Origin of the sequence: Rathayibacter sp. PhB151 (assembly GCF_004366415.1) — a bacterium.
GTDB classification, from domain to species: domain Bacteria; phylum Actinomycetota; class Actinomycetes; order Actinomycetales; family Microbacteriaceae; genus Rathayibacter; species Rathayibacter festucae.
In genome coordinates, this window is record NZ_SOEN01000006.1 from 805,692 (window position 1) to 823,824 (window position 18,133).

Sequence of the window (18,133 nt, forward strand, 5' to 3'; positions counted from 1 at the left end):
GGATCTCAGACAGCGGGGAACGGGTGGGCTCAGCTCCGCGGCGCCCGGCCCCGCGGCGCCCGGCTCCGCGGAGCGAACGCGCCGAGGGCGTACACGAGTAGGAGCAGCGCCATCGCGACTCCGGACGCGACCGCCGCCAGCACGGCCGCGTCGCCGCTGCCGACGAGCAGCCCGATCCCGCCGAGCACGACCAGCGCGCCGCCGAGCAGCGCGAACATCCGCTCGGAGAACGCCCACGCGAACGGGAGGAAGTGCAGCCCGACCACGAGCGCGATGAGCGCCGGGCGCAGCTCGCCGCGACCCGCCGCCTCGAGGGCGCGGCTGCCGACGGCGATGAGCGCGAACTCAGCGACGACGCAGGCGCCGTAGACGGCGAGCCGGGCGGGCTTCGGCGGCGCGAAGGACCCGAGCGGGCGCGGCCGGACGAAGAGGAACCAGAGCGCGGCGGCGACGGTAGCGGCGACGAGGACGCGGGCGACGAGCGCGACCGGCTCGGCGGGCGAGTACGAGAACGCGAAGACGACCGCGCCGGCCAGGCCGACGACCGCACCCAGCCGGCGCGGGTCCGCGAAGACCGGCGGGCCGATCTGCTCCGATGCCATCCGGGCAGCCTCGCAGATCCCGGACGGCAGCGACAGCCGCCGGCGTCCCGAGCGAGCACCGGCGGACGCGCCGAGCGGCCGCGGTCCGATCAGGAAGCGGTTCCGAGCTCCTCGATGTCGTCCACACCGGCGGCCGCGGCCTCGCGGCGTCGCGCGCGCAGGGACGGCGCGAGCAGCGCGGCGACGATCGCGAGCGCTCCGACTCCGGCCGAGGCCCAGAAGCCGACGGTGAACGCCTCGTCCGTCGGGGCGCCCTGCGGAGTGACGCTGGAGGAGATCAGCGCGGCGATGACCGCGGTGCCGATGCTGCTGCCGATGGTGCGCAGGACGGTGTTCGCGCTGATGGCCTCGCCGGTCTGGGCGGCGGGGACGCTCTCGACGATCGCGTTGGAGGTGGCCGCGAGGGCCATGCCGATGCCGATGCCGGTGAGCACGCCGGACACGAGGATCTGCCACTCCTCGCCGTGGCCGAGCGCGGGGAGGACGAACGCGATCGCGACGGCGACGCCTCCGGTGATCATCGGGATCTTCGGCCCGACGCGGCGGATCATCGCCCCCGCGACGACGCCGGAGACGACCATGGCGACGACCGTCGGCAGCAGGAACAGGCCCGCTTCGCTGACCGACTTGCCGAAGCCGTAGCCCAGCACCGTGGGCAGCTGGAGCAGGGTCGGCACGAGGATGAAGGTTCCGAACATCGCGAAGCCGAAGGCGAGCGCGACGATGTGCGCGGTCCACACCCCGCGGTGCCGGAAGAGGCGGACGTCGATCAGCGGCTCGGAGACGCGCAGCTCGACCAGCACGAAGGCGACGAGGGCGACCGCGCCGAGCACGAGCAGGCCGATCGTCTTCGCGTCGTCCCAGCCCCAGTTCTGGCCCTCGCTGATGGCGAGGAGGAGCGCGACGAGGCCGATCGAGAGGATCGTCGTGCCGACGAGGTCGAGCTTGCCCGGCGTGCGCACGGGCGATTCCGGCATCCCGAAGACCGCTCCGAGGAGGGCGACGGCGACCAGCACGGCGGGCAGCCAGAACAGCCAGTGCCAGGAGAGCGCCTCGACGATCGGGCCCGCGGCCACGATGCCAACTCCGGCGCCGATGCCGAAGATGGCGGACAGCAGCCCGATGGTGACGCTGACGCGCTCCCGGGGCAGCTCGTCGCGGACGATGCCGATCGACAGCGGCATCACCGCGCCGGCCGCGCCCTGCAGGACGCGTCCGACGATGAGGACGCCGAGGTTCGGCGCGATCGCGGCGACGACCGTGCCGACCAGCAGCAGCGACAGCACCACGATCAGCACCTTGCGCTTGCCGACCATGTCGCCGAGGCGACCGAGGATCGGCGTGAGCACCGAGGCGGAGAGCAGGTAGGCCGTCAGCACCCAGCTCGCGTCGCTCGTGGCCACGCCGAGGTCCTGCCCGATCGTGCCCAGGGCGGGGGCGACCAGCGACTGCAGGACGGCGAACGAGAGACCGCCGAGCGAGAGGTAGAGCACGATCGCGGTGCCGCGCGGCTTCCGCTGCGGCGCAGCGCTCTCGGGCGGAACTCCGGTCGGCACCGAGCCCGTCGCGGCGGGCTGGCTGGTGGTGGACATGCGTCTCCTAGGCTGGTGAGCGGCTTGTAAACAGATGCTGACTTGTCGAGTGTAACCAGCGCGGCACGCCTGTCAACACGTGTTTACTTGTCCTCGGCTAGGTTGGTCGACGGGAGTGGGACATGAGCACTGACAGCGAGGACATCGGCGCAACGATCTCCGGCTGCGACGCCGACGACGAGCTCGTCCGCCCGGGCCGGGACGCGGAGGCGACGAAGCGCGCGCTGATCCGGGCCGCGCGGCGCCGGTTCGCGACCGACGGCTACCGCGCGACCACGGTGCGGCACATCGCCGCCGACGCCGGAGTGAACGTGGCCCTGATCAACCGCTACTTCGTCTCCAAGGACGGCCTCTTCGAGGCGTGCATGCGCCGCACCTCGGACGAGCTGGAGTCCGAGACCCCTGACGGCCCCGCGGATCTCGACGCGATCGTCCAGCGGCTGATCGGCCACGTCCTCCGCGCGCCGAACAACGACGACCCGCTGCAGCTCCTCCTCCTGCTGCGCTCCTCGGGCGACGCGACCGCGGACCGGATCCGCCGGGAGACCCTCGAGGAGTTCACCCGCCGGCTCGCCGTCGCGGCGGGCTGGCGCTCGGACGACCCGCGGACCGCCCCGGTACTGGTCCGAGCCCAGCTCGCCATCGCCACGATGATGGGCGTCACCGTGATGCGCACCTCCGCCGCCGTGGAGCCGATCGCCTCCGCCGCCGACGAGGATCTCCGCGAGCCGCTGGACCGGATGTTCCGCGTCCTCCTCGGCGCGGAGTCCGCGACGACCGAGCCGCGCTAGTCCGGGCCGGAGTCGTCGCCGCCCCACTCGGGGGGCGCGCCGGCACTGCGCGGCGGGGCGTGCCGCCTGCCAGGATCCCTCGTGGGCCCTCTTCCCCCGGGAGCCCCTCCCCCGCCGCACGAGAGGCCGCCATGAACGACGTCCGCACCCCCGCCAGCCGCCCCGCCCCCCGTGGCGTCTCCCGCCGGGCGGTCACCACCGCCGCCGCCTGGACCGTGCCCGTCGTGGCCGTCGCCGTCGGCACCCCCGCGGCCGCCGCGTCCGGCCTCGACGTGGGAGCCTTCGTCCTGAACGGCACCTGCGGCAGTCCCGGGATCCTCGGCCCCGGCTTCACGCTCACCGCAGGCTCCGCCGACCTGCCGGTCGGGACCACGATCACCATCGTCGGCAGCGGCGTCGCGAACATCGGCGTGTTCACGGCCACCCCGAGCATCGCGACGATCACTTCCCCGAGCAGCACCACCCGCTTCGTCACCCTCACCGGTCCGCTGCCCGCGGGCTCCACCCTGGGCCTGCGCACCACCCTCTCGATCACCAGCGCCTTCACCCTGAACGCGACGGTGACCCTCCCCGAGGGCTCCGTCGGCACCGGAGCGAAGAGCACGGCGTCGGTCAGGTCCGACCGGGTGTTCTGCACGGGCAACTGACTGCACGGGCGACTGACGGCAAGCGGGTCGATCGCCGAAGATTGATGAAGATTGCCCCGAATGAGAAAATCCTCATCTTGTGCAATCGATGGCAATCGTCGCCCCGGGGCGTTCACACGTCGGAGGTGCGGCGGCGGATCAGTACGGGACCGTCAGCGACAGCACCGCGACGTCGAAACCCGGCGCGGTGATGACCAGGTCCGCCACGGGGACTGGACTCTGCGTGCGATCGTCGCTGGCGATCAGCAGCAGCAGGATGCCGGACTCCTCGCCCGCCGCGAGCGCGGGGTCGTAGCGGAGGGCGATGCGTCCCTCCGGGAAGCCGTCGGCGTAGCTCCACTGCTGTCCGTTGAAGCCGGCGAACGAGTAGCCGCTTCCCGGATCCTGGAGGACGACGATCACGGATCCGCCCTCGAGCGGGGCGGAGCCGGTGTTGGTCGCGTAGACGCGATACGCCGTCGAGGCCGACGCGACGTCCTCCGCGGGACCTTCGGCGCGAGCGCCGAGCGGAGGGAGCGTGCCGCTCGCCGCGGCGGACGGTGCGGCGACGGCGAGCGCGATCACGGGAGCGGCCCAGGCCGCTCCGACGAGGGTGCGGCGCGCGAGCGACGCGGGGGGAGCGGTCAGGTCGGGCACGGCGGGGTCCTCTCGGCGGGGGTCAGGGCCGAGCGTAGATCGGGGCGGCACCGCCGGGGAAGCGGATCCGGGCGCCGGGCCCTACTCGGGGGTGGGCGCGTCGCGGGTGGAGGGGTGAGGGACGAGGCGCGGGACCAGCCGCACGAGCACGACCATGCCGATCAGCTCGACCAGGGTCTGCGTCACGACGACCACGGGTGCGAGTGCCAGCGGCGCGGGGAGCGCGAGTGCGAGCGGCAGCACCACGAGGGAGTTGCGGGTGGCGCCGCTGAACACCAGCGCGCGGGACGAGGGGACGTCGAGGCGGACGAGCCGGGCGACGCCGAGACCGACCGCGACCATCACCGCGAGGAACGCGGCGTAGAGGGGGACGAGGACGAGCAGCCTCCCGGCGGCGGCACCGACGGCGCCGATCTGCGAGGCGACGACGACGAGGAGGGTCGCCGCCATCAGCGGCACCATCAGGCCGAGCATCGTCGATTCGACCACCTGTCCCGCGCGATGCCGACGGCCGAGCGCCTGCACGAGCGCGGCGGCGGTGAGCGGCAGCACGATCAGCAGCAGGAGTGCCCGCGCGAACGGGGCCACCTCGACCACGGCGACGCCCTCCGGCCCGAGGAACAGCAGGAGATAGAGAGGGAGGAGCAGGAGCTGCGCGAGCATCAGCAGCGGTGCCGCGGCGAGCAGCCGGTCGGACGCGCCGCCCGCGAGGCCGGCGAAGACGATCACGTAGTCGATGCAGGGCGTCAGCAGCACCAGCAGCACCCCGAAGAGCAGCGCCGGGCTCTCGGCGACGAAGCGGGACAGCCCGAACGCGACGACCGGGACGACCACGAAGTTCAGGACGCCGACCGCGGCGAGGAAGCGGACGTCCCGCAGTGCGCGGCCGAGCGCCGCGAACGGGACGCCGAGGAACGTCGCGAACAGCAGCAGCCCGAGCACCGGCTCGATCGCGCCCTCCAAGTGCCGCGCGGCGGGCAGCAGCAGCCCGAGCACGGCGCCGGCGGCGATCGCGCCGAGGTACACGGCGACCTGCCGCCGCTCGAGCCGCGCGACGAGCGCGCTCACGGTCGGGGGCACGGCGGACGGAGGGGCACACGCCAACGCTAGAGGCTCGGCGCGTCATTCCGGCCGAGCAGCGGCCCCTCCAAGCTGGTCGAGCAGCCGCCCCGGCGACAAGGTGCCGGTCGAGCAGTCGGCTCGTCATGGTGGTCGAGTAGCCGCCTCCGGCGGCGTATCGAGACCCACCATCGCCGAGACATCCGGGAGCGAGTCTCCTCCACACTCGGGTTCCGACGATGTTGTCCCCGATCAGCCCCTGGTTCCGACCCCGGTGTCGGTGGCTCCTGCTTCGATACACGTATGTCAGAAGATGAGAATGCGGCAGCACTCGCGGAGGTGCGCGACTGCTTCACCGACGCCGCCGCCGCTGAGCGCGCCGCGTCCCCGACGCGCTTGAGAGCGGCGGAACGCATGCACCGCGGCTGCCGCGTCGCGCTCACCGTCCCGGAATCCTTCGCGCGCGGCACGTCCCGCAGCGAGACCCGCGACCTCGTCGAGCGCTCCATCCGCGCCGAGCTCGCGGTAACGCTCGGCGTGTCCGAGCGGGACGTCTGCCGACGCCTCGAGACCGCGCAGATGCTGGTGGAGCACCTGCCGCTCACCCGTGCGCTGCTCCGCGACGGCCGGATCCTCTGGGAGGTCGGCGAAGCGATCTGCAAGACCGCGAGCGGCCTCCCGGAGAACTCCCGCGCGGCACTCGACGAGCTCGCCGCAGACGCCGCCCTCACGATGACGACCACACAGCTGCGCCGCGCCCTGCCCCGCTGGCGCGAGGAGCTGCACGAGCAGCCCCTCGCCGAGCGCCACGCTCGCGCCCGGGAGGACCGCGCGGTCTGGGTCACGCCGGACGTCGACGGGATGGCGACCCTCTGCGTCCACGCTCCCGCGCCGGCGGTGACGGGCGCCTACGACCGGCTGCGGCGCATCGCCCGCACCCTCCGCGACGACGGCGACCCACGCACCCTGCAGCAGTTGAGCGCGGATGCGGCCGTCGATCTGCTCTGCGACGGCGACATCGCCGGCACGACACCGAACGAAGAGCACCGACCCGACCCGACGTTCATCCCCGGCATCCGCGCGGAGGTCCGACTGACCCTCGCCGCCTCCACCGCCGTCGGCCTCGACGACGCTCCCGCGGACCTCGACGGCTACGGCCCGGTCCCCGCCGAGATCGCCCGCGAGCTGATCCGCACGGCCGCCTCCTTCACCCGGGTCCTGACCGATCCGGAGACCGGCGCCGTCGTCTCCGTCGGCCGCACCCACCGCGTCCCGCCACCGCAGATGCGCCTGCACCTGCAGCTGCGGGACCAGACCTGCCGCTTCGCCGGCTGCACCCGCCCCGCCGCCACCAGCGAGGCCGACCACACCCTCGAATGGCGCAACGGCGGCGAGACCTCCCTGGAGAACCTCGTCTCGCTCTGCACGTCCCACCACCACATCCGGCACGGGGACCAGTGGACCTACGTCAGACACGACGACGAGGCGATCGTCTGGACGAGCCCGACAGGCCGGCGGATCAGCAACCGGCCACCGGCACTCCCCGGCCGGCCGCCCGACCCGCCGCCGGGGCCGCGCTTCGACACTGTGCCAGCACCGTTCTGACGGTGGGGGATCTCGATACGCCCGCTCCGCGGGCTACTCGATCAGCATGCAGCGCTTACACGGAGCATCAGCGTGCAGCCCGTGCAGCGCATGCTGACGCGCGCAGCGCATGCAGCGCGTGCAGCGCGTGCAGCCCGTGCGGCCCGTGCAGCCCGTGCAGCCCGTGCAGCGCGCGTCAGCACGCGCCCGCACATGCTGGTCGAGTAGCGCGCAGCGCGTATCGAGACCCGGCCCGCCGGACGGTGGAACTCGACGCCCCGCTCCCCGAGCGGCTCGGACGGCGCCCGGAAGCCGCGTGCGCCGGAACCGCCCGGCACGCTACGCTCATTACTCAGCCAGCTGACTAATCGAGGAGTGCCATGACCGCCACGACATCCCCCACCCGCGCGGACCGGATCCGGCAGTCGACCGTCGCCGTCAGCGCCGTGCTCGCCGTCGTCGGGTCCTTCATCGGCTCGGGAGCAGCAGGCGGCACGCAGATCCAGGACGCCGCCGGCGGTGCGCTGTCCGCGTCCTCGACGCCGGTCGCGCCCGACGGACCCGCCTTCGCGATCTGGAGCGTCATCTACGCCGGCCTCATCGGCTACGCGATCTGGCAGTTCCTGCCGTCGCAGACCACGCGCACCCGCCACCGCCGGCTCGGCTACTGGGCCGCCGCGAGCCTGCTGCTGAACGCGGCGTGGATCCTGGTCGTGCAGGCCGGACTGCTCGCGCTCAGCGTCGTGGTGATCGCGCTGCTCCTCGCCGTGCTCGCGCGGATCTTCGTGCTCCTGCGCACCACGCGCACCGGCGGCGTCGTCGACGCGGTCCTCACCGACGGCACCTTCGGCCTCTACCTCGGCTGGGTCTGCGTCGCGACGGTCGCCAACGTCACGGCCGGCCTCGTCGGCGCGGGCATCGGCAGCGCCGACGGGCCCGGCGCCGCACCCTGGGCGATCGTCGTCCTGATCGTCGCCGCACTGATCGGCGTGCTGATCGCCGTCACCGGTCGTGGCCGGATCGCTCCGATGCTGTCGCTCTGCTGGGGTCTGGCCTGGGTCGCGGTCGGCCGCTTCTCCGGCGAGCTCGTGTCGATCCCCGCCGGCACCGCCGCGCTGATCGCTGCGGCCGTCGTGCTCGTGGCGACGCTCCTGCTCCGTGTCACCGCCGCCCGTCGCACCGGCACCGCGCGCGTCGCCGCGGCCTGACGCCCCCGCTCAGGCGGGCGGGAACGCGCGGCCGACCGCCTGGCGCAGCAGCGTCCGCCGGCGCTCGTGCTCCGACGCGGCCTCCTCCGCCGTGGCGGCGTAGACGTTGCTCACCGGCGACCAGGCCATCGACATCGCGATGACCAGCGCCATCACGTCGAACGGGTCGGCCGCGACGCCCACCGTGCCGTCGGCCTGAGCGGCGCGGATCGCCTCGAGCTTGCCCTCCTCGCGCACGCGCGCCTCGTCGTCGGCGACGAGGTGGCCGGCCGGGCGGCGCTCGAGGCGCGCCCAGGTGGCGAGCCGAATCAGATCGGGGCGGCGCAGGTACTCGTCGTAGAGGCGGACGGCCCAGTCGCCGAGGTTTGACGGGTCGATCGGCACGACGTCGACGATCCGGTCGAGCGACGCCTCGAAGACCGCGTCGAAGAGCAGCTCCTTGCTGGTGAAGTAGGAGTACAGCTGCGCCTTGTTGCTGCGGGCGTCGGCCGCGATCCGGTCCACCCGCGCGCCGGCGATGCCGTAGCGGGCGAACTCGGCGGTGGCCGCCGCCATGATCCGCGCACGCGTCGCCTCACCCTTGCCGGTGGCCGGTGTCGCTCCCATCCCTCGAGACTACCGACCGGTCTGTTCTCCGGCGCCCACGAGTGCTAGCGTCAAACAAAACAAACCGGTTAGTAGAGATGAGCGCGGGATGACCAGCACCACCGCTTACGCGGCCACCGCCGGGGGCGGCCTCGCGCCCGCCGTCATCGAGCGGCGCGCCCTCCGCCCCGACGACCTCGCCGTCCGCGTCGACTACTGCGGCGTCTGCCACAGCGATCTGCACGCCCTCCGGACCCGCGCCGCACACTCCGCGCACTCCGCCGACCCCGCCGCCGACCCCGGCCCGCTCGTCCCGGGTCACGAGTTCGTCGGCGCAGTGCTCGGCGTCGGCGCGGCCGTCACGGCGTTCTCCCCGGGCGACCGCGTCGCGGTCGGCAACATCGTCGACTCCTGCGGCGCGTGCGACATGTGCACGGCCGAGCAGGAGAACTTCTGCCGAGAGTTCCCGACCCTGACCTACGGCGGCACCGACCGGCACGACGGCAGCACCACGCTCGGCGCGTTCTCGCGCGAGTACGTGGTCCGCGACCGCTTCGCCTACCCGCTGCCGGCCGGCCTCGACACGGCGGCCGTCGCTCCCCTGCTCTGCGCGGGGGTCACCGTCTGGGAGCCGCTGCGCGCGCACTCCGTCGGCCCCGGCTCACGGGTCGGCGTGGTCGGGCTGGGCGGCCTCGGCCACCTCGCCGTGAAGCTCGCCCGGGCGCTCGGCGCCGAGGTGACGGTCTTCACGACCTCCGCCGCGAAGACCGCCGACGCCCTCGCGCTCGGCGCCACCCGGGTCGTCGTCTCACAGGACGAGGAGGCGATGGCGGCGCAGCGCGGACGCCTCGATCTCGTCCTCGACACCGTCTCGGCCCCGCACGACCTCGCGCCGTACCTGCACGTCCTCGCCCTCGACGGCACGCTGAGCGTCCTCGGGATGCTCGCGCCGGTCACCGTGGACGTCACCGACCTGCTGATCGGCCGCAAGAGCCTCACCTCCGGCGGCAGCGGCGGCACCCGCAGCACCCGCGAGCTGCTCGCCTTCTGCGGCGAGCACGGCATCACGGCGGACGTCGAGGTGCTGCCCTCCGCGCAGGTGGGCGCCGCACTGGAGCGTCTCGCGGCGAACGACGTCCGCTACCGCTTCGTCCTCGACCTCGCGGACCTCGACGGCGCCGATCCCGCCCCAGCAGATTGACTGCCGCCCGCCGGAAGACCGCCGGAGCGCCATCTTCTTGAGGCGGGGAACCCAGCCCTCGAGGATCGACGGATGTTCCTCGGTCATCGATCGCACAGCGTCCGCACCCCGTTAACGTTGATCGCCCCGGCGCGCCGACGCTCTCGCGTCCCGTCCGGGGCATACGTGAAGAACGGTACCAGGATCCGGAGATCCACTCCGGCCCCGGACGCCGGATGACGCCCGTCGACCCGGCGACTCTGCCGAACCTTCCAACGGTCATCGGGAGCGATCGCCTGGGCCCGTACCTCGCCTCCACCGGCGACCTGGCCGCCGCGCTCCGGCTCTACAGTTGGAACATCGAGGCGAGCGCCGCGATCCTCGGAGCGAGCTCCGCCCTCGACGTCGGTGTGCGCAATGCGATGCACCGAGCACTTATGGCGCACTGGGGACGGGAGTCGTGGTGGGACGTCGCGCCGCTCCGGGCGAACGAAGGCGATCAGGTCCACGACGCGATCCGATTCCTCGACCGGCGTCGCGGCGCGGGACAGTGGTCGGCCGGCCATGTTGTCGCTGAGCTGAGAGCGTCGTTCTGGGAGGGGCTCCTGGTGAACCGCTACCACCGCGCGCTCTGGGAGCCCGCACTCGCGCGCGCGTTCCCCTTCTTCACCGGCCGCCGAGGCGACCTGCACGCGCGCCTGGAGCGGCTGCGACTGCTCCGCAATCGAGCCGCACACCACGAGCCGGTACATGCTCGGGACCTGATGGTCGACCACCGATACCTGTGCGAGCTGGCGCAGTGCATCGACGACGACCTCGCCGCCTGGATCCGGAGCCACTCCCGGCTGCCCGACATCGTCGCCGCGCGCGCCGACACCGTCGCGGGCCAGCGGCCCACCCGGTTCTGAGAAGGCCCTTTGCGCGTCCCCTCGGAGCCGCCCCGAGCCCGGCCCCGCGTCAGGCCCGCGGCGACGCCGCCGCGCGCGCCAGTGCCGGGCCGTGCGCCGCCAGCACCAGGTCGCGCACCGCCGTCACCGGCAGCGATGCGGCGCCGGCCGGCAGCAGGTCGGCGTCCGAGGTCAGCACCAGCGGGGTGTCCGCCGCCGACACCGGGAGGCGGCCGTGCGTCCCGCGCACCAGCGACGCGTCCAGCGGCACGAGGTTCATCGCGTAGCGCAGGCCCAGGGCCTTCTTCGCGAGGTTGCCGGCCGCCTTCGCCTTCACGAGCTTGTCGGCGGGGTCGAAGAACAGCTCCGCCGGGTCGTAGCCGGGCTTGCGGTGGATGTCGACGCCGCGCGCGAAGTCCGGCGCGCGATCGTCGTCGAGCCAGTAGTAGTAGGTGAACCACGCGCCCGGCCTCGCCACCACGACGAGCTCGCCGGAGCGCTCGTGGTCGAGGCTGTACCGCGCCTGCGCCTCCCGGTCGAGCACCTCGTCCACCCCGTCCAGCGCCTCGAGCAGCGAGCGCACCCGCGGCAGATCGGCGGCGTCCGGCACGTAGACGTGCGCGATCTGGTGGTCCGCGACCGCGAAGGCGCGCGAGGTCCACGGGTCCAGCTGCTCGCGGCCGTCCTGCACGTACACCTCGAGCAGGCCCTCGCGCCGCAGCGCCCGGTTGACGTCCACGGGGGTGTCCGCCGCCGCGATCCCGTACTCCGCCACCACGACGACCGACGCGCCGAGCGCCTCCGCGTCGTCGAGCAGCGGCGCGAGCACCACGTCCAGCTCGGACGCCGCCCGCCGCGCCTCGGGCGAGTCCGGCCCGAAGCGCTGCAGGTCGTAGTCGAGGTGCGGCAGATACGCCGTGGTCAGCTGCGGCGGTCCGGAGCCGTCGCCGGCGAGCACGTGCCGGGTCGCGTCCACCATCCACTGCGTGGAGCGCAGCGACGCGGTCGGCCCCCAGTACTGGAACAGCGGGAAGGCGCCCAGCGTCCCGACCAGCTCGTCGTGCAGCGCCGGCGGGCGGACGTAGGCGTCCGGCGACTTGCGCCCGTCGGCGTGGTAGATCGGCCGCGGGGTCACGGTGACGTCGGTGGTCGCTCCCATCGCGTACCACCAGCCGATGTTCGCGGCGCGGTAGGGGTCGCCGTCGGCCAGCCGGCGGGCCGTCTCCCAGACCTTCTCCCCCGCGACCAGGCGGTTGTGCTGCCGCCAGAGGTGCACCTCGCCGAGGTCGCGGAAGTACCAGCCGTTGCCGACGATCCCGTGCTGCGCGGGCATCGTGCCGGTGAGCATCGACGACTGCACGCTGCAGGTGACGGCCGGGAGGATCGTGTCCAGCGGCAGCTGCCCGCCGGCCCGGGCGAGCCGGGACAGCCGCGGCATGTCGGCGAGCGCCGTCGCGGTCAGGCCGACCACGTCGAGCAGCAGGACGGGCCTCACAGCGCGACCTCCTCCGCGACGAGGGCGGCGACCGGGACGGCGACGACCGGTACAGGCTCGGCACCCGCCGCCAGCACCGCGGCGCGGGCCGGGGCGGTCAGCAGGTGCTCCGCCGCCCAGGCCAGCTCGGCGCCGATGCCGACCGAGAGGTCGCTCGGCGCGTCCGCGAGCACCGCCCAGGTGTAGGTCTCCACGTCGAGGTGGATCTCGTCGTACGGCCAGGCGGCGTCGACCGCGGAGACCGCCTCCGCCAGCACCGCGGTGGTCGCCGACAGCGGCGCGGCCGGCCGGTGGTGCAGCGGCACGTGGAAGTGCACGCGCCAGGGCCCCTCGCCGGGCAGCGTGTCGAGCGCCTCCGGCAGGTCGTCGACGCGGAGCACTCCGCCCGCGCCGTTCTCGCGGGTCTGGTGCAGGTAGCGCTTCTCCACGAAGGCGCCGACGGCGGCGCGCGCGGCCGGGTCCGCCGGGTCGGCGACGTGCAGCGCGGCCGAGGCCTGCACCTTCACCACGCGCAGGCCCGCGTCCCGGATCCGCCGGACCGCCGCAGCGGGGTCCGCGAACGACACCGCGAGGTGGCAGGTGTCGAGGCAGACGCCCACGTAGGCCGGGTCGACCAGGCCGATGCGCGGGTGCAGCCAGGCGACGACGTCCTCGACCGTGTCCAGGATGCAGCCGGGCTCGGGCTCGATCGCCAGGCGGATCGCGTGCCCGGTCGAGCGCCGCAGCTCGCGCAGCTCGTCGACCAGCCGCGCGAGCTGCCGGACCGCGGCCGCGTCCTGATCCGCGCCCCAGCCCTCGCGCCAGCCCAGCGGCAGCGTCGAGATGCTGCCGTCGGCGCCCGCGGGCAGCAGATCCGCGAGGATCCGCGCGCAGTCGATCGTGTAGGCGAGGCGCTCGGGCGTCGTCCAATCGGGCCGGTAGACGTCGAGCTTCACCACCTCGGCGTGGAAGGCGGCGTAGGGGAACGCGTTCAGCGTCCGCACCTCGAGGCCGTTGCGCTCGAGCGCGGCGCGCAGCACGGCGCGGTCCTCGCGGCTGGCGACCAGCCGGGCGGCGAGGTCGCGCGGGATCCACAGCCCCACGCCGACGGTGTCGAGCCCCGCGGCGACGCGGGCCGGCCCGGCGTAGACGTCGAGCTGGCGCACGACGCCCTCGAGGTCCTCGGCCGGGTGGACGTTGGTGCAGTAGGAGAGGTGCATCAGACGACCTCCGCCATGCGCGGCGCGCCCCGGAGGATCGAGTTGCCCTCGAAGCTGCGCCCCCTCGCGTCGATCGCGTCGAAGCCCGGGATCGGGTCGAGGTTCAGCCGTCCGCTCTGCCCGTAGAAGTCGATCGGGTTCTGCCAGAGCAGCCGGTCGACCTCGGCGGCGCTGAAGCCGGCGACGAGCAGCAGGTGCCCGGTCTTCGCGGTGGTCAGCGGATCGGAGCGGCCCCAGTCGGCGGCGGAGTTGACCAGCACGCGGTCCAGGCCGATCCGCTCGACGAGCGTCACCAGGCGGGTCTCGTCCATCTTGGTGTCCGGGTAGATCGAGAAGCCGAGCCAGCAGCCGGAGCCGAGGACGAGGTCGACGGTCGTCTCGTTGAGGTGGTCGACGACGACGAGGCCGGCGTCGATCCCGGACTCGGCGACGACGTCGAGCGTCTGCTGCGTGCCCGCCGCCTTGTCACGGTGCGGAGTGTGCACGAGCACGGGCAGGCCGTGGTCCTTCGCCAGCTCCAGCTGGTGGCGGAAGACCGCGTCCTCCTCCGCGGTCAGCGAGTCGTAGCCGGTCTCGCCGACCGCGACCACGCCGTCCTTGGCGACGTAGCGGTCGAGCTCGGGCAGCACCTCGCGGCAGCGCGGATCGTTCGCCTCCTTGGGGTTGAGGCCGATCGTGCAGTGGTGGCGGATGCCGTACTGCGCGGCGCGGAAGCGCTCCCAGCCGATCAGAGCGTCGAAGTAGTCGGTGAAGGAGCCGACGCTGGTGCGCGGCTGGCCGAGCCAGAACGACGGCTCGACCACGGCGCGGACCCCCGCGTCGTGCATCGCCTGGTAGTCGTCGGTGGTGCGGGAGGTCATGTGGATGTGCGGGTCGAAGATGCGCATCGTCGCGCCTTTCTCGTGAGGGGTCGTGGGGTGTGCGGGGCCGGCGGTCGTGTCGGGGGACGCGCCGGGGTCCCTCAGCTCGGCAGGAGCACCGCCAGGTCGTCCGGCACCGTGCGGCCGGCGGCGCGGCGCTCGTCGGCGAAGCGGCCGGCCATCGCGGCGAGCTCGGGGTCGCTGCGCCGCTCGAGACCGGAGACGGCCGCGAGCGGGACGCCGCAGAAGACGAGCTTCAGCACGCCGTGCCGCCAGGCGTGCGCGTCGAGGTGCTCCTCGGCGAAGCGGCCCATCGCCGCGGCGACCAGCCGGGTGTCGTTGGCGCGCAGGGCGTCCGCGATCAGCTCGCGACCGGCCGCGGCGAGCGGCTCCCCCGCACGGCCGGCGGCGGTGAGCGCGTGCAGCCCGACCAGCACGCCGCGGCGCTCGGCGTCGTCGCCGCCGCGGTAGAGGCGGAGGAGCAGCGCGGCGAGGTCGTCGTCGTCGAGCGCGGAGGCGGCGGCCGCGATCAGCGCCGAGCGCGCCGCGTCGTCCTCCGTGCCGTGCACGAGGCCCTGCGGATCCGTGTCCGGGCGGAGCGGGGCGCGGCCGGCCTCCCGACCGGCGGCCGGGAAGTATCGCTCGATGCGCCGCGGCTGCTCGCGCAGGACGGCGCAGGCGCCGGCGGTCCAGGGATGCTGCGGCGACTCCGCCCCTGTCCCCCGGGCCCGGATCGCGGCCCGCATCGCCGCGAGACTCGCGACCGCGAGGCGCGGCGCGTCGTGCGAGTGCCGCGGCAGCTCCACCGCGGCGATCCCGCGGTAGCCGATCTCCGCCAGCGTCGCGAAGGCGGCCGCGAGGTCGAGCACGCCGGTGCCGAGCTCGAGGTGCTCGTGCCGCTCGGGCAGCATGTCGTCGACCTGCACGTTCACCAGCAGGCCGGCCGCGCTGCGGAGGGCGCCGACGACGCCGTCCGGCTCGACGACCACGCAGTGGCCGAGGTCGACGGTGAGACCGAACGCCTCCGGGTCGCCGAGCTCGCGCCGCAGCAGCAGCGCGTCCGCGACGGTCTCGACGAGCATGCCGGGCTCCGGCTCGAAGCCCAGCCGCACGCCGTAGCGCTCGGCCTCGGCGACGACGCCGCGCATCCGCTCGACCAGGAGCCGCCAGCCGCGGGCGCGCTCCATCCCCTCGGGCAGCACGCCCGACCAGAGCGAGACCGCGTCCGCGCCGAGCAGCGCGGCGATCTCGATCGCGCGGTGCAGGAAGGCCAGCCGCGGTCCGGCCTCCTCGTCGACCAGGGTCGGGCGGTGCTTGGCGAACGGGTCGAGGAGGTAGCGCGCCCCGGTCTCGATCACCACGCGGAAGCCCAGCTCGTCGAGCCGCCTGCGCAGGGCGAGGGTGCGCTCGCGGACGTCGTCGGCGAACGGGTCGAGGTGCGGGGTCCCGAGGGTCAGCGCCACCGCGCGGTAGCCGGCGGCGTGCAGCACGGTCAGGGCGTCGTCGAGGGTGTGGTCGGCGAAGCCGTTGGTGCCATAGCCCAGGACGGGACCGGCGCCCAGGACGGGGCCGGCCTGGTCGCTCTCCTGCCCGCTCATGTGATGTCCGCCGAGACCCTCGGGCGCCGCAGCACGACGGCCCCGAGCGCGTCGAGCCCCAGCAGGGCCGCGCCGAGCTCCGGCCGCCGCAGCCCGGCGAGCGCCGCCTGCAGCGGGACCATCCCCGCGATGCCCGAGCGGGTGGCCGTCCGGGCCGAGGCCGCGTCGGGCGTCCGCACGGCCCGCAGCTGCGGGACCAGCACGAGCGCGATCCAGCGGGCGATCGCGACTCCGACGACCGCCCCGATCGCCGGGCCGCCCTTCGTGCGGACCGCCCCGACGCCCAGTGCGAGCGCGAGCGCGGCCGTGCCGGTGGCCGCCGCTCCCGCGATGGCCGGGCGGGTGCCGTGCACCTCGCCGCGCGAGAGCACGGTCACTCCGAGCGTGTGCGCCGCGACGGCGGCGGAAGCGGGAGCCGCTGCGCGCGCACCGCCCGCTCCCGCCCCGAGCAGCACGTCGAGCCCACGGCAGGCCGCCATCACGACGGGCCCGAACGGAGTCGGCTTGGCCAGCAGGTCGTACGACCAGATGCTCGCGGCGAGCGGCACGCTCAGGAGGAGCGAGCGCCGCCCGTCGACGAGCGCCGCGACCGCGATCCCCGCCCCGGTCAGCCCGGCCGCCAGCCCGAGTGCGGCACCGCGCCGGATCCGCCCCGAGGGGATCGGCCGCTCCGGCCGCTCCACCGCGTCGAGCTCCGCGTCGGCGTAGTCGTTCAGCGCCATGCCCGCGGAGTAGAGGAGCGCGGACGCGAGCGGCAGCGCGACCGTGCGCACTCCGGGCGCCCGGCCGGCCCACGCCGCTCCGGCCACCGTGTCGCCGAGCACCGAGAGCGCCGCCTTGGCGCGCACGAGCTCGAGCCAGTCGCGCAGCTCAGCCATGGCGGATAGCGCCGCCCGCCACGAGCGAGCGCTGGACGACGGCCGCCCCGGTGCGCGCCGACCAGGCGACCAGCTCGGCGGTCTGCTCCGCGAAGCCGTGCACGTCGCTCCCCCACGGGTCCTTGAAGAAGAAGCCCATTTCGGCGACCGGGCCGGAGATCCCGGCCGCGTCGGCGAGCGACATCAGTCGCGCCAGGTCCAGGATCAGCGGTGCGGCGAGCGCGGAGTCGTAGGCCGACCAGATGGTCTGCACCGTGATCCGCGAGCCGAGGAACCCCTCCGCGTGCACGTGGTCCCACGCGGTCTTCACGTCGCCGAGGTCCGGCACGTTGTCGATGTGCAGCGGAGTGACGACCTCGTCGCCGAGCAGGCTGCGGAGCCCGCGGTTCTTCGAGACCAGCTTCGAGCGCACCGCCTCCGGGTCGGCGAGGGTCTGCCCGTCGCCGCCGCCGAGCAGGTTCGCGCCCGCCCAGGACAGCACGCGCATCCCGCGCGCCGTGAACATCGGCGCGAGCACGCTGCGGAGCAGGGTCTCGCCGGTCTTGCCGTCCTGTCCCGCGATCGGGATGCCCGCCTCCGCGGCCCACTCCTCCAGCGCGGGCAGCGCGAGCGCCGTGGAGGGGGTGAAGCAGACGTAGGGCGAGCCGGCGGTCACCGCGGCGAGCGCGCTGATCGAGCTCGGCGGCAGCACGGTCTCACCGGGCCGGGCGAGCGCGGCGCGCAGGGCGGCGAGGTCGTGGAACTCGGGGCGGTCCTGCGGCAGCACCTCGGTGGAGGCGACGTCGATCACGACGACCCGGGCGAGCGCGTGCCGCTCGCGGAACTCGACGATGTCGGCCGCCTGACGGTCGATCTCGTCCTGCTGCGAGCCGCCCTCGACGCCGAAGGAGCGGCGGATCTCGCGGTCGGTCGCGTCGAGCCGGTCGGCGACCTCGGCGACGACCGAGGTCGGGAACATCCCGCCGGCCGCCAGGCCCATCGCCTTCTCGAGCAGCGGGGTCGACGAGACGTCGTGCCCGCCGATCACGATCGCGTCGAAGCCGGCGAGCGGGACGTCCTCGAAGGCGGGCGTCGCCGTGGCGCAGCCGTTGCTGGGCGCCGCGCCCGAGGCGATGGCGTGCAGGCCGACGGCGGCCGTGGTGGCGACGCTGCCCCGGGCTCCGATCAGCCAGAGGCCGATGCGCTCCTGCTGCGGGGCGCGGTCGGCGCTGGTGGTGCGGGTGGTGTCGGACGAGGTCATCGTTCTCTCCTGTCGGTGGGGGTCGTTCGTGGATGCGTCGTTCGGGGGGACGTCATTCGGGGTCTCCCTGCGCGTCGAGATTGCGTCACCTC

General features: G+C 74.1%; 17 protein-coding genes. 6 read left to right on the forward strand and 11 right to left on the reverse strand.

All coding sequences use genetic code 11. The features are described from left to right. Positions 1 to 29 precede the first annotated feature (29 nt). Positions 30 to 602, reverse strand: a complete 573-nt coding sequence (locus tag EDF35_RS20655) for a hypothetical protein (RefSeq protein ID WP_166674004.1) — start codon at positions 600 to 602, stop codon at positions 30 to 32. An 89-nt stretch (positions 603 to 691) separates the two neighbouring features. Beyond that, on the reverse strand, positions 692 to 2,194 hold the full coding sequence (locus EDF35_RS04490; protein ID WP_123705688.1) for an MFS transporter: 1,503 nt from the start codon (positions 2,192 to 2,194) through the stop codon (positions 692 to 694). 122 nt (positions 2,195 to 2,316) lie between these two features. Here EDF35_RS04490 and EDF35_RS04495 point away from each other — a divergent pair, with 122 nt between their 5' ends. Together EDF35_RS04495 and EDF35_RS04500 are read left to right on the forward strand one after the other, a co-directional pair. Beyond that, a complete protein-coding gene (locus tag EDF35_RS04495; RefSeq protein WP_133960867.1) occupies positions 2,317 to 2,985 on the forward strand; it encodes a TetR/AcrR family transcriptional regulator in 669 nt (222 codons plus the stop codon). 131 nt (positions 2,986 to 3,116) lie between these two features. Further along, positions 3,117 to 3,632, forward strand: a complete 516-nt coding sequence (locus tag EDF35_RS04500) for a hypothetical protein (RefSeq protein ID WP_133960868.1) — start codon at positions 3,117 to 3,119, stop codon at positions 3,630 to 3,632. Between the two features lie 138 nt (positions 3,633 to 3,770). Here EDF35_RS04500 and EDF35_RS04505 read toward each other — a convergent pair whose 3' ends face one another. Both EDF35_RS04505 and EDF35_RS04510 read right to left on the reverse strand, forming a co-directional pair. Next, entirely contained in the window at positions 3,771 to 4,268 is a 498-nt protein-coding gene (locus EDF35_RS04505) for a hypothetical protein (RefSeq protein WP_133960869.1), read from the reverse strand. Positions 4,269 to 4,349: 81 nt separating this feature from the next. Next, positions 4,350 to 5,336, reverse strand: a complete 987-nt coding sequence (locus EDF35_RS04510) for a bile acid:sodium symporter (protein ID WP_133961505.1) — start codon at positions 5,334 to 5,336, stop codon at positions 4,350 to 4,352. Positions 5,337 to 5,630: 294 nt separating this feature from the next. On the opposite strand from EDF35_RS04510, the gene EDF35_RS04515 reads away from it, so the two are divergent. Both EDF35_RS04515 and EDF35_RS04520 read left to right on the forward strand, forming a co-directional pair. Next, positions 5,631 to 6,932: an HNH endonuclease signature motif containing protein gene (locus EDF35_RS04515; RefSeq protein WP_133960870.1), complete on the forward strand. Its 1,302-nt coding sequence runs from the start codon at positions 5,631 to 5,633 to the stop codon at positions 6,930 to 6,932. A 359-nt stretch (positions 6,933 to 7,291) separates the two neighbouring features. Further along, entirely contained in the window at positions 7,292 to 8,119 is an 828-nt protein-coding gene (locus tag EDF35_RS04520; RefSeq protein ID WP_133960871.1) for a tryptophan-rich sensory protein, read from the forward strand. Positions 8,120 to 8,128: 9 nt separating this feature from the next. On the opposite strand, the gene EDF35_RS04525 is transcribed toward EDF35_RS04520, so the two are convergent. Beyond that, complete coding sequence (locus EDF35_RS04525; RefSeq protein ID WP_133960872.1) at positions 8,129 to 8,725, reverse strand: TetR family transcriptional regulator; 597 nt, start codon at positions 8,723 to 8,725, stop codon at positions 8,129 to 8,131. 88 nt (positions 8,726 to 8,813) lie between these two features. On the opposite strand from EDF35_RS04525, the gene EDF35_RS04530 reads away from it, so the two are divergent. Both EDF35_RS04530 and EDF35_RS04535 read left to right on the forward strand, forming a co-directional pair. Next, positions 8,814 to 9,905: an NAD(P)-dependent alcohol dehydrogenase gene (locus EDF35_RS04530; protein WP_133960873.1), complete on the forward strand. Its 1,092-nt coding sequence runs from the start codon at positions 8,814 to 8,816 to the stop codon at positions 9,903 to 9,905. 215 nt (positions 9,906 to 10,120) lie between these two features. After that, complete coding sequence (locus EDF35_RS04535) at positions 10,121 to 10,792, forward strand: hypothetical protein (protein ID WP_123705696.1); 672 nt, start codon at positions 10,121 to 10,123, stop codon at positions 10,790 to 10,792. A 49-nt stretch (positions 10,793 to 10,841) separates the two neighbouring features. On the opposite strand, the gene EDF35_RS04540 is transcribed toward EDF35_RS04535, so the two are convergent. The 6 genes from EDF35_RS04540 to EDF35_RS04565 form a co-directional block, all read right to left on the reverse strand. Next, positions 10,842 to 12,266 (reverse strand): nucleotide pyrophosphatase/phosphodiesterase family protein, encoded by a 1,425-nt coding sequence (locus tag EDF35_RS04540; RefSeq protein ID WP_133960874.1) that lies wholly within the window; start codon positions 12,264 to 12,266, stop codon positions 10,842 to 10,844. Continuing rightward, positions 12,263 to 13,465 carry a metabolite traffic protein EboE gene (gene eboE, locus EDF35_RS04545; protein WP_133960875.1) on the reverse strand — a complete coding sequence of 401 codons (1,203 nt, stop codon included), beginning with the start codon at positions 13,463 to 13,465 and terminating at the stop codon, positions 12,263 to 12,265. Before eboE ends, EDF35_RS04540 begins: the two co-directional genes overlap by 4 nt. Further along, entirely contained in the window at positions 13,465 to 14,352 is an 888-nt protein-coding gene (locus EDF35_RS04550) for a TatD family hydrolase (protein WP_133960876.1), read from the reverse strand. Before EDF35_RS04550 ends, eboE begins: the two co-directional genes overlap by 1 nt. A gap of 74 nt (positions 14,353 to 14,426) precedes the next feature. Beyond that, on the reverse strand, positions 14,427 to 15,923 hold the full coding sequence (locus tag EDF35_RS21135) for an EboA domain-containing protein (protein ID WP_133960877.1): 1,497 nt from the start codon (positions 15,921 to 15,923) through the stop codon (positions 14,427 to 14,429). After that, positions 15,920 to 16,801, reverse strand: a complete 882-nt coding sequence (locus EDF35_RS04560) for an SCO3242 family prenyltransferase (RefSeq protein WP_208323007.1) — start codon at positions 16,799 to 16,801, stop codon at positions 15,920 to 15,922. Before EDF35_RS04560 ends, EDF35_RS21135 begins: the two co-directional genes overlap by 4 nt. After that, positions 16,794 to 18,041, reverse strand: coding sequence for an inositol-3-phosphate synthase (locus tag EDF35_RS04565; RefSeq protein WP_133960878.1), 1,248 nt, complete (start codon positions 18,039 to 18,041; stop codon positions 16,794 to 16,796). The genes EDF35_RS04560 and EDF35_RS04565 overlap by 8 nt, the downstream gene beginning before the upstream one ends. Between the last annotated feature and the right edge of the window lie 92 nt (positions 18,042 to 18,133).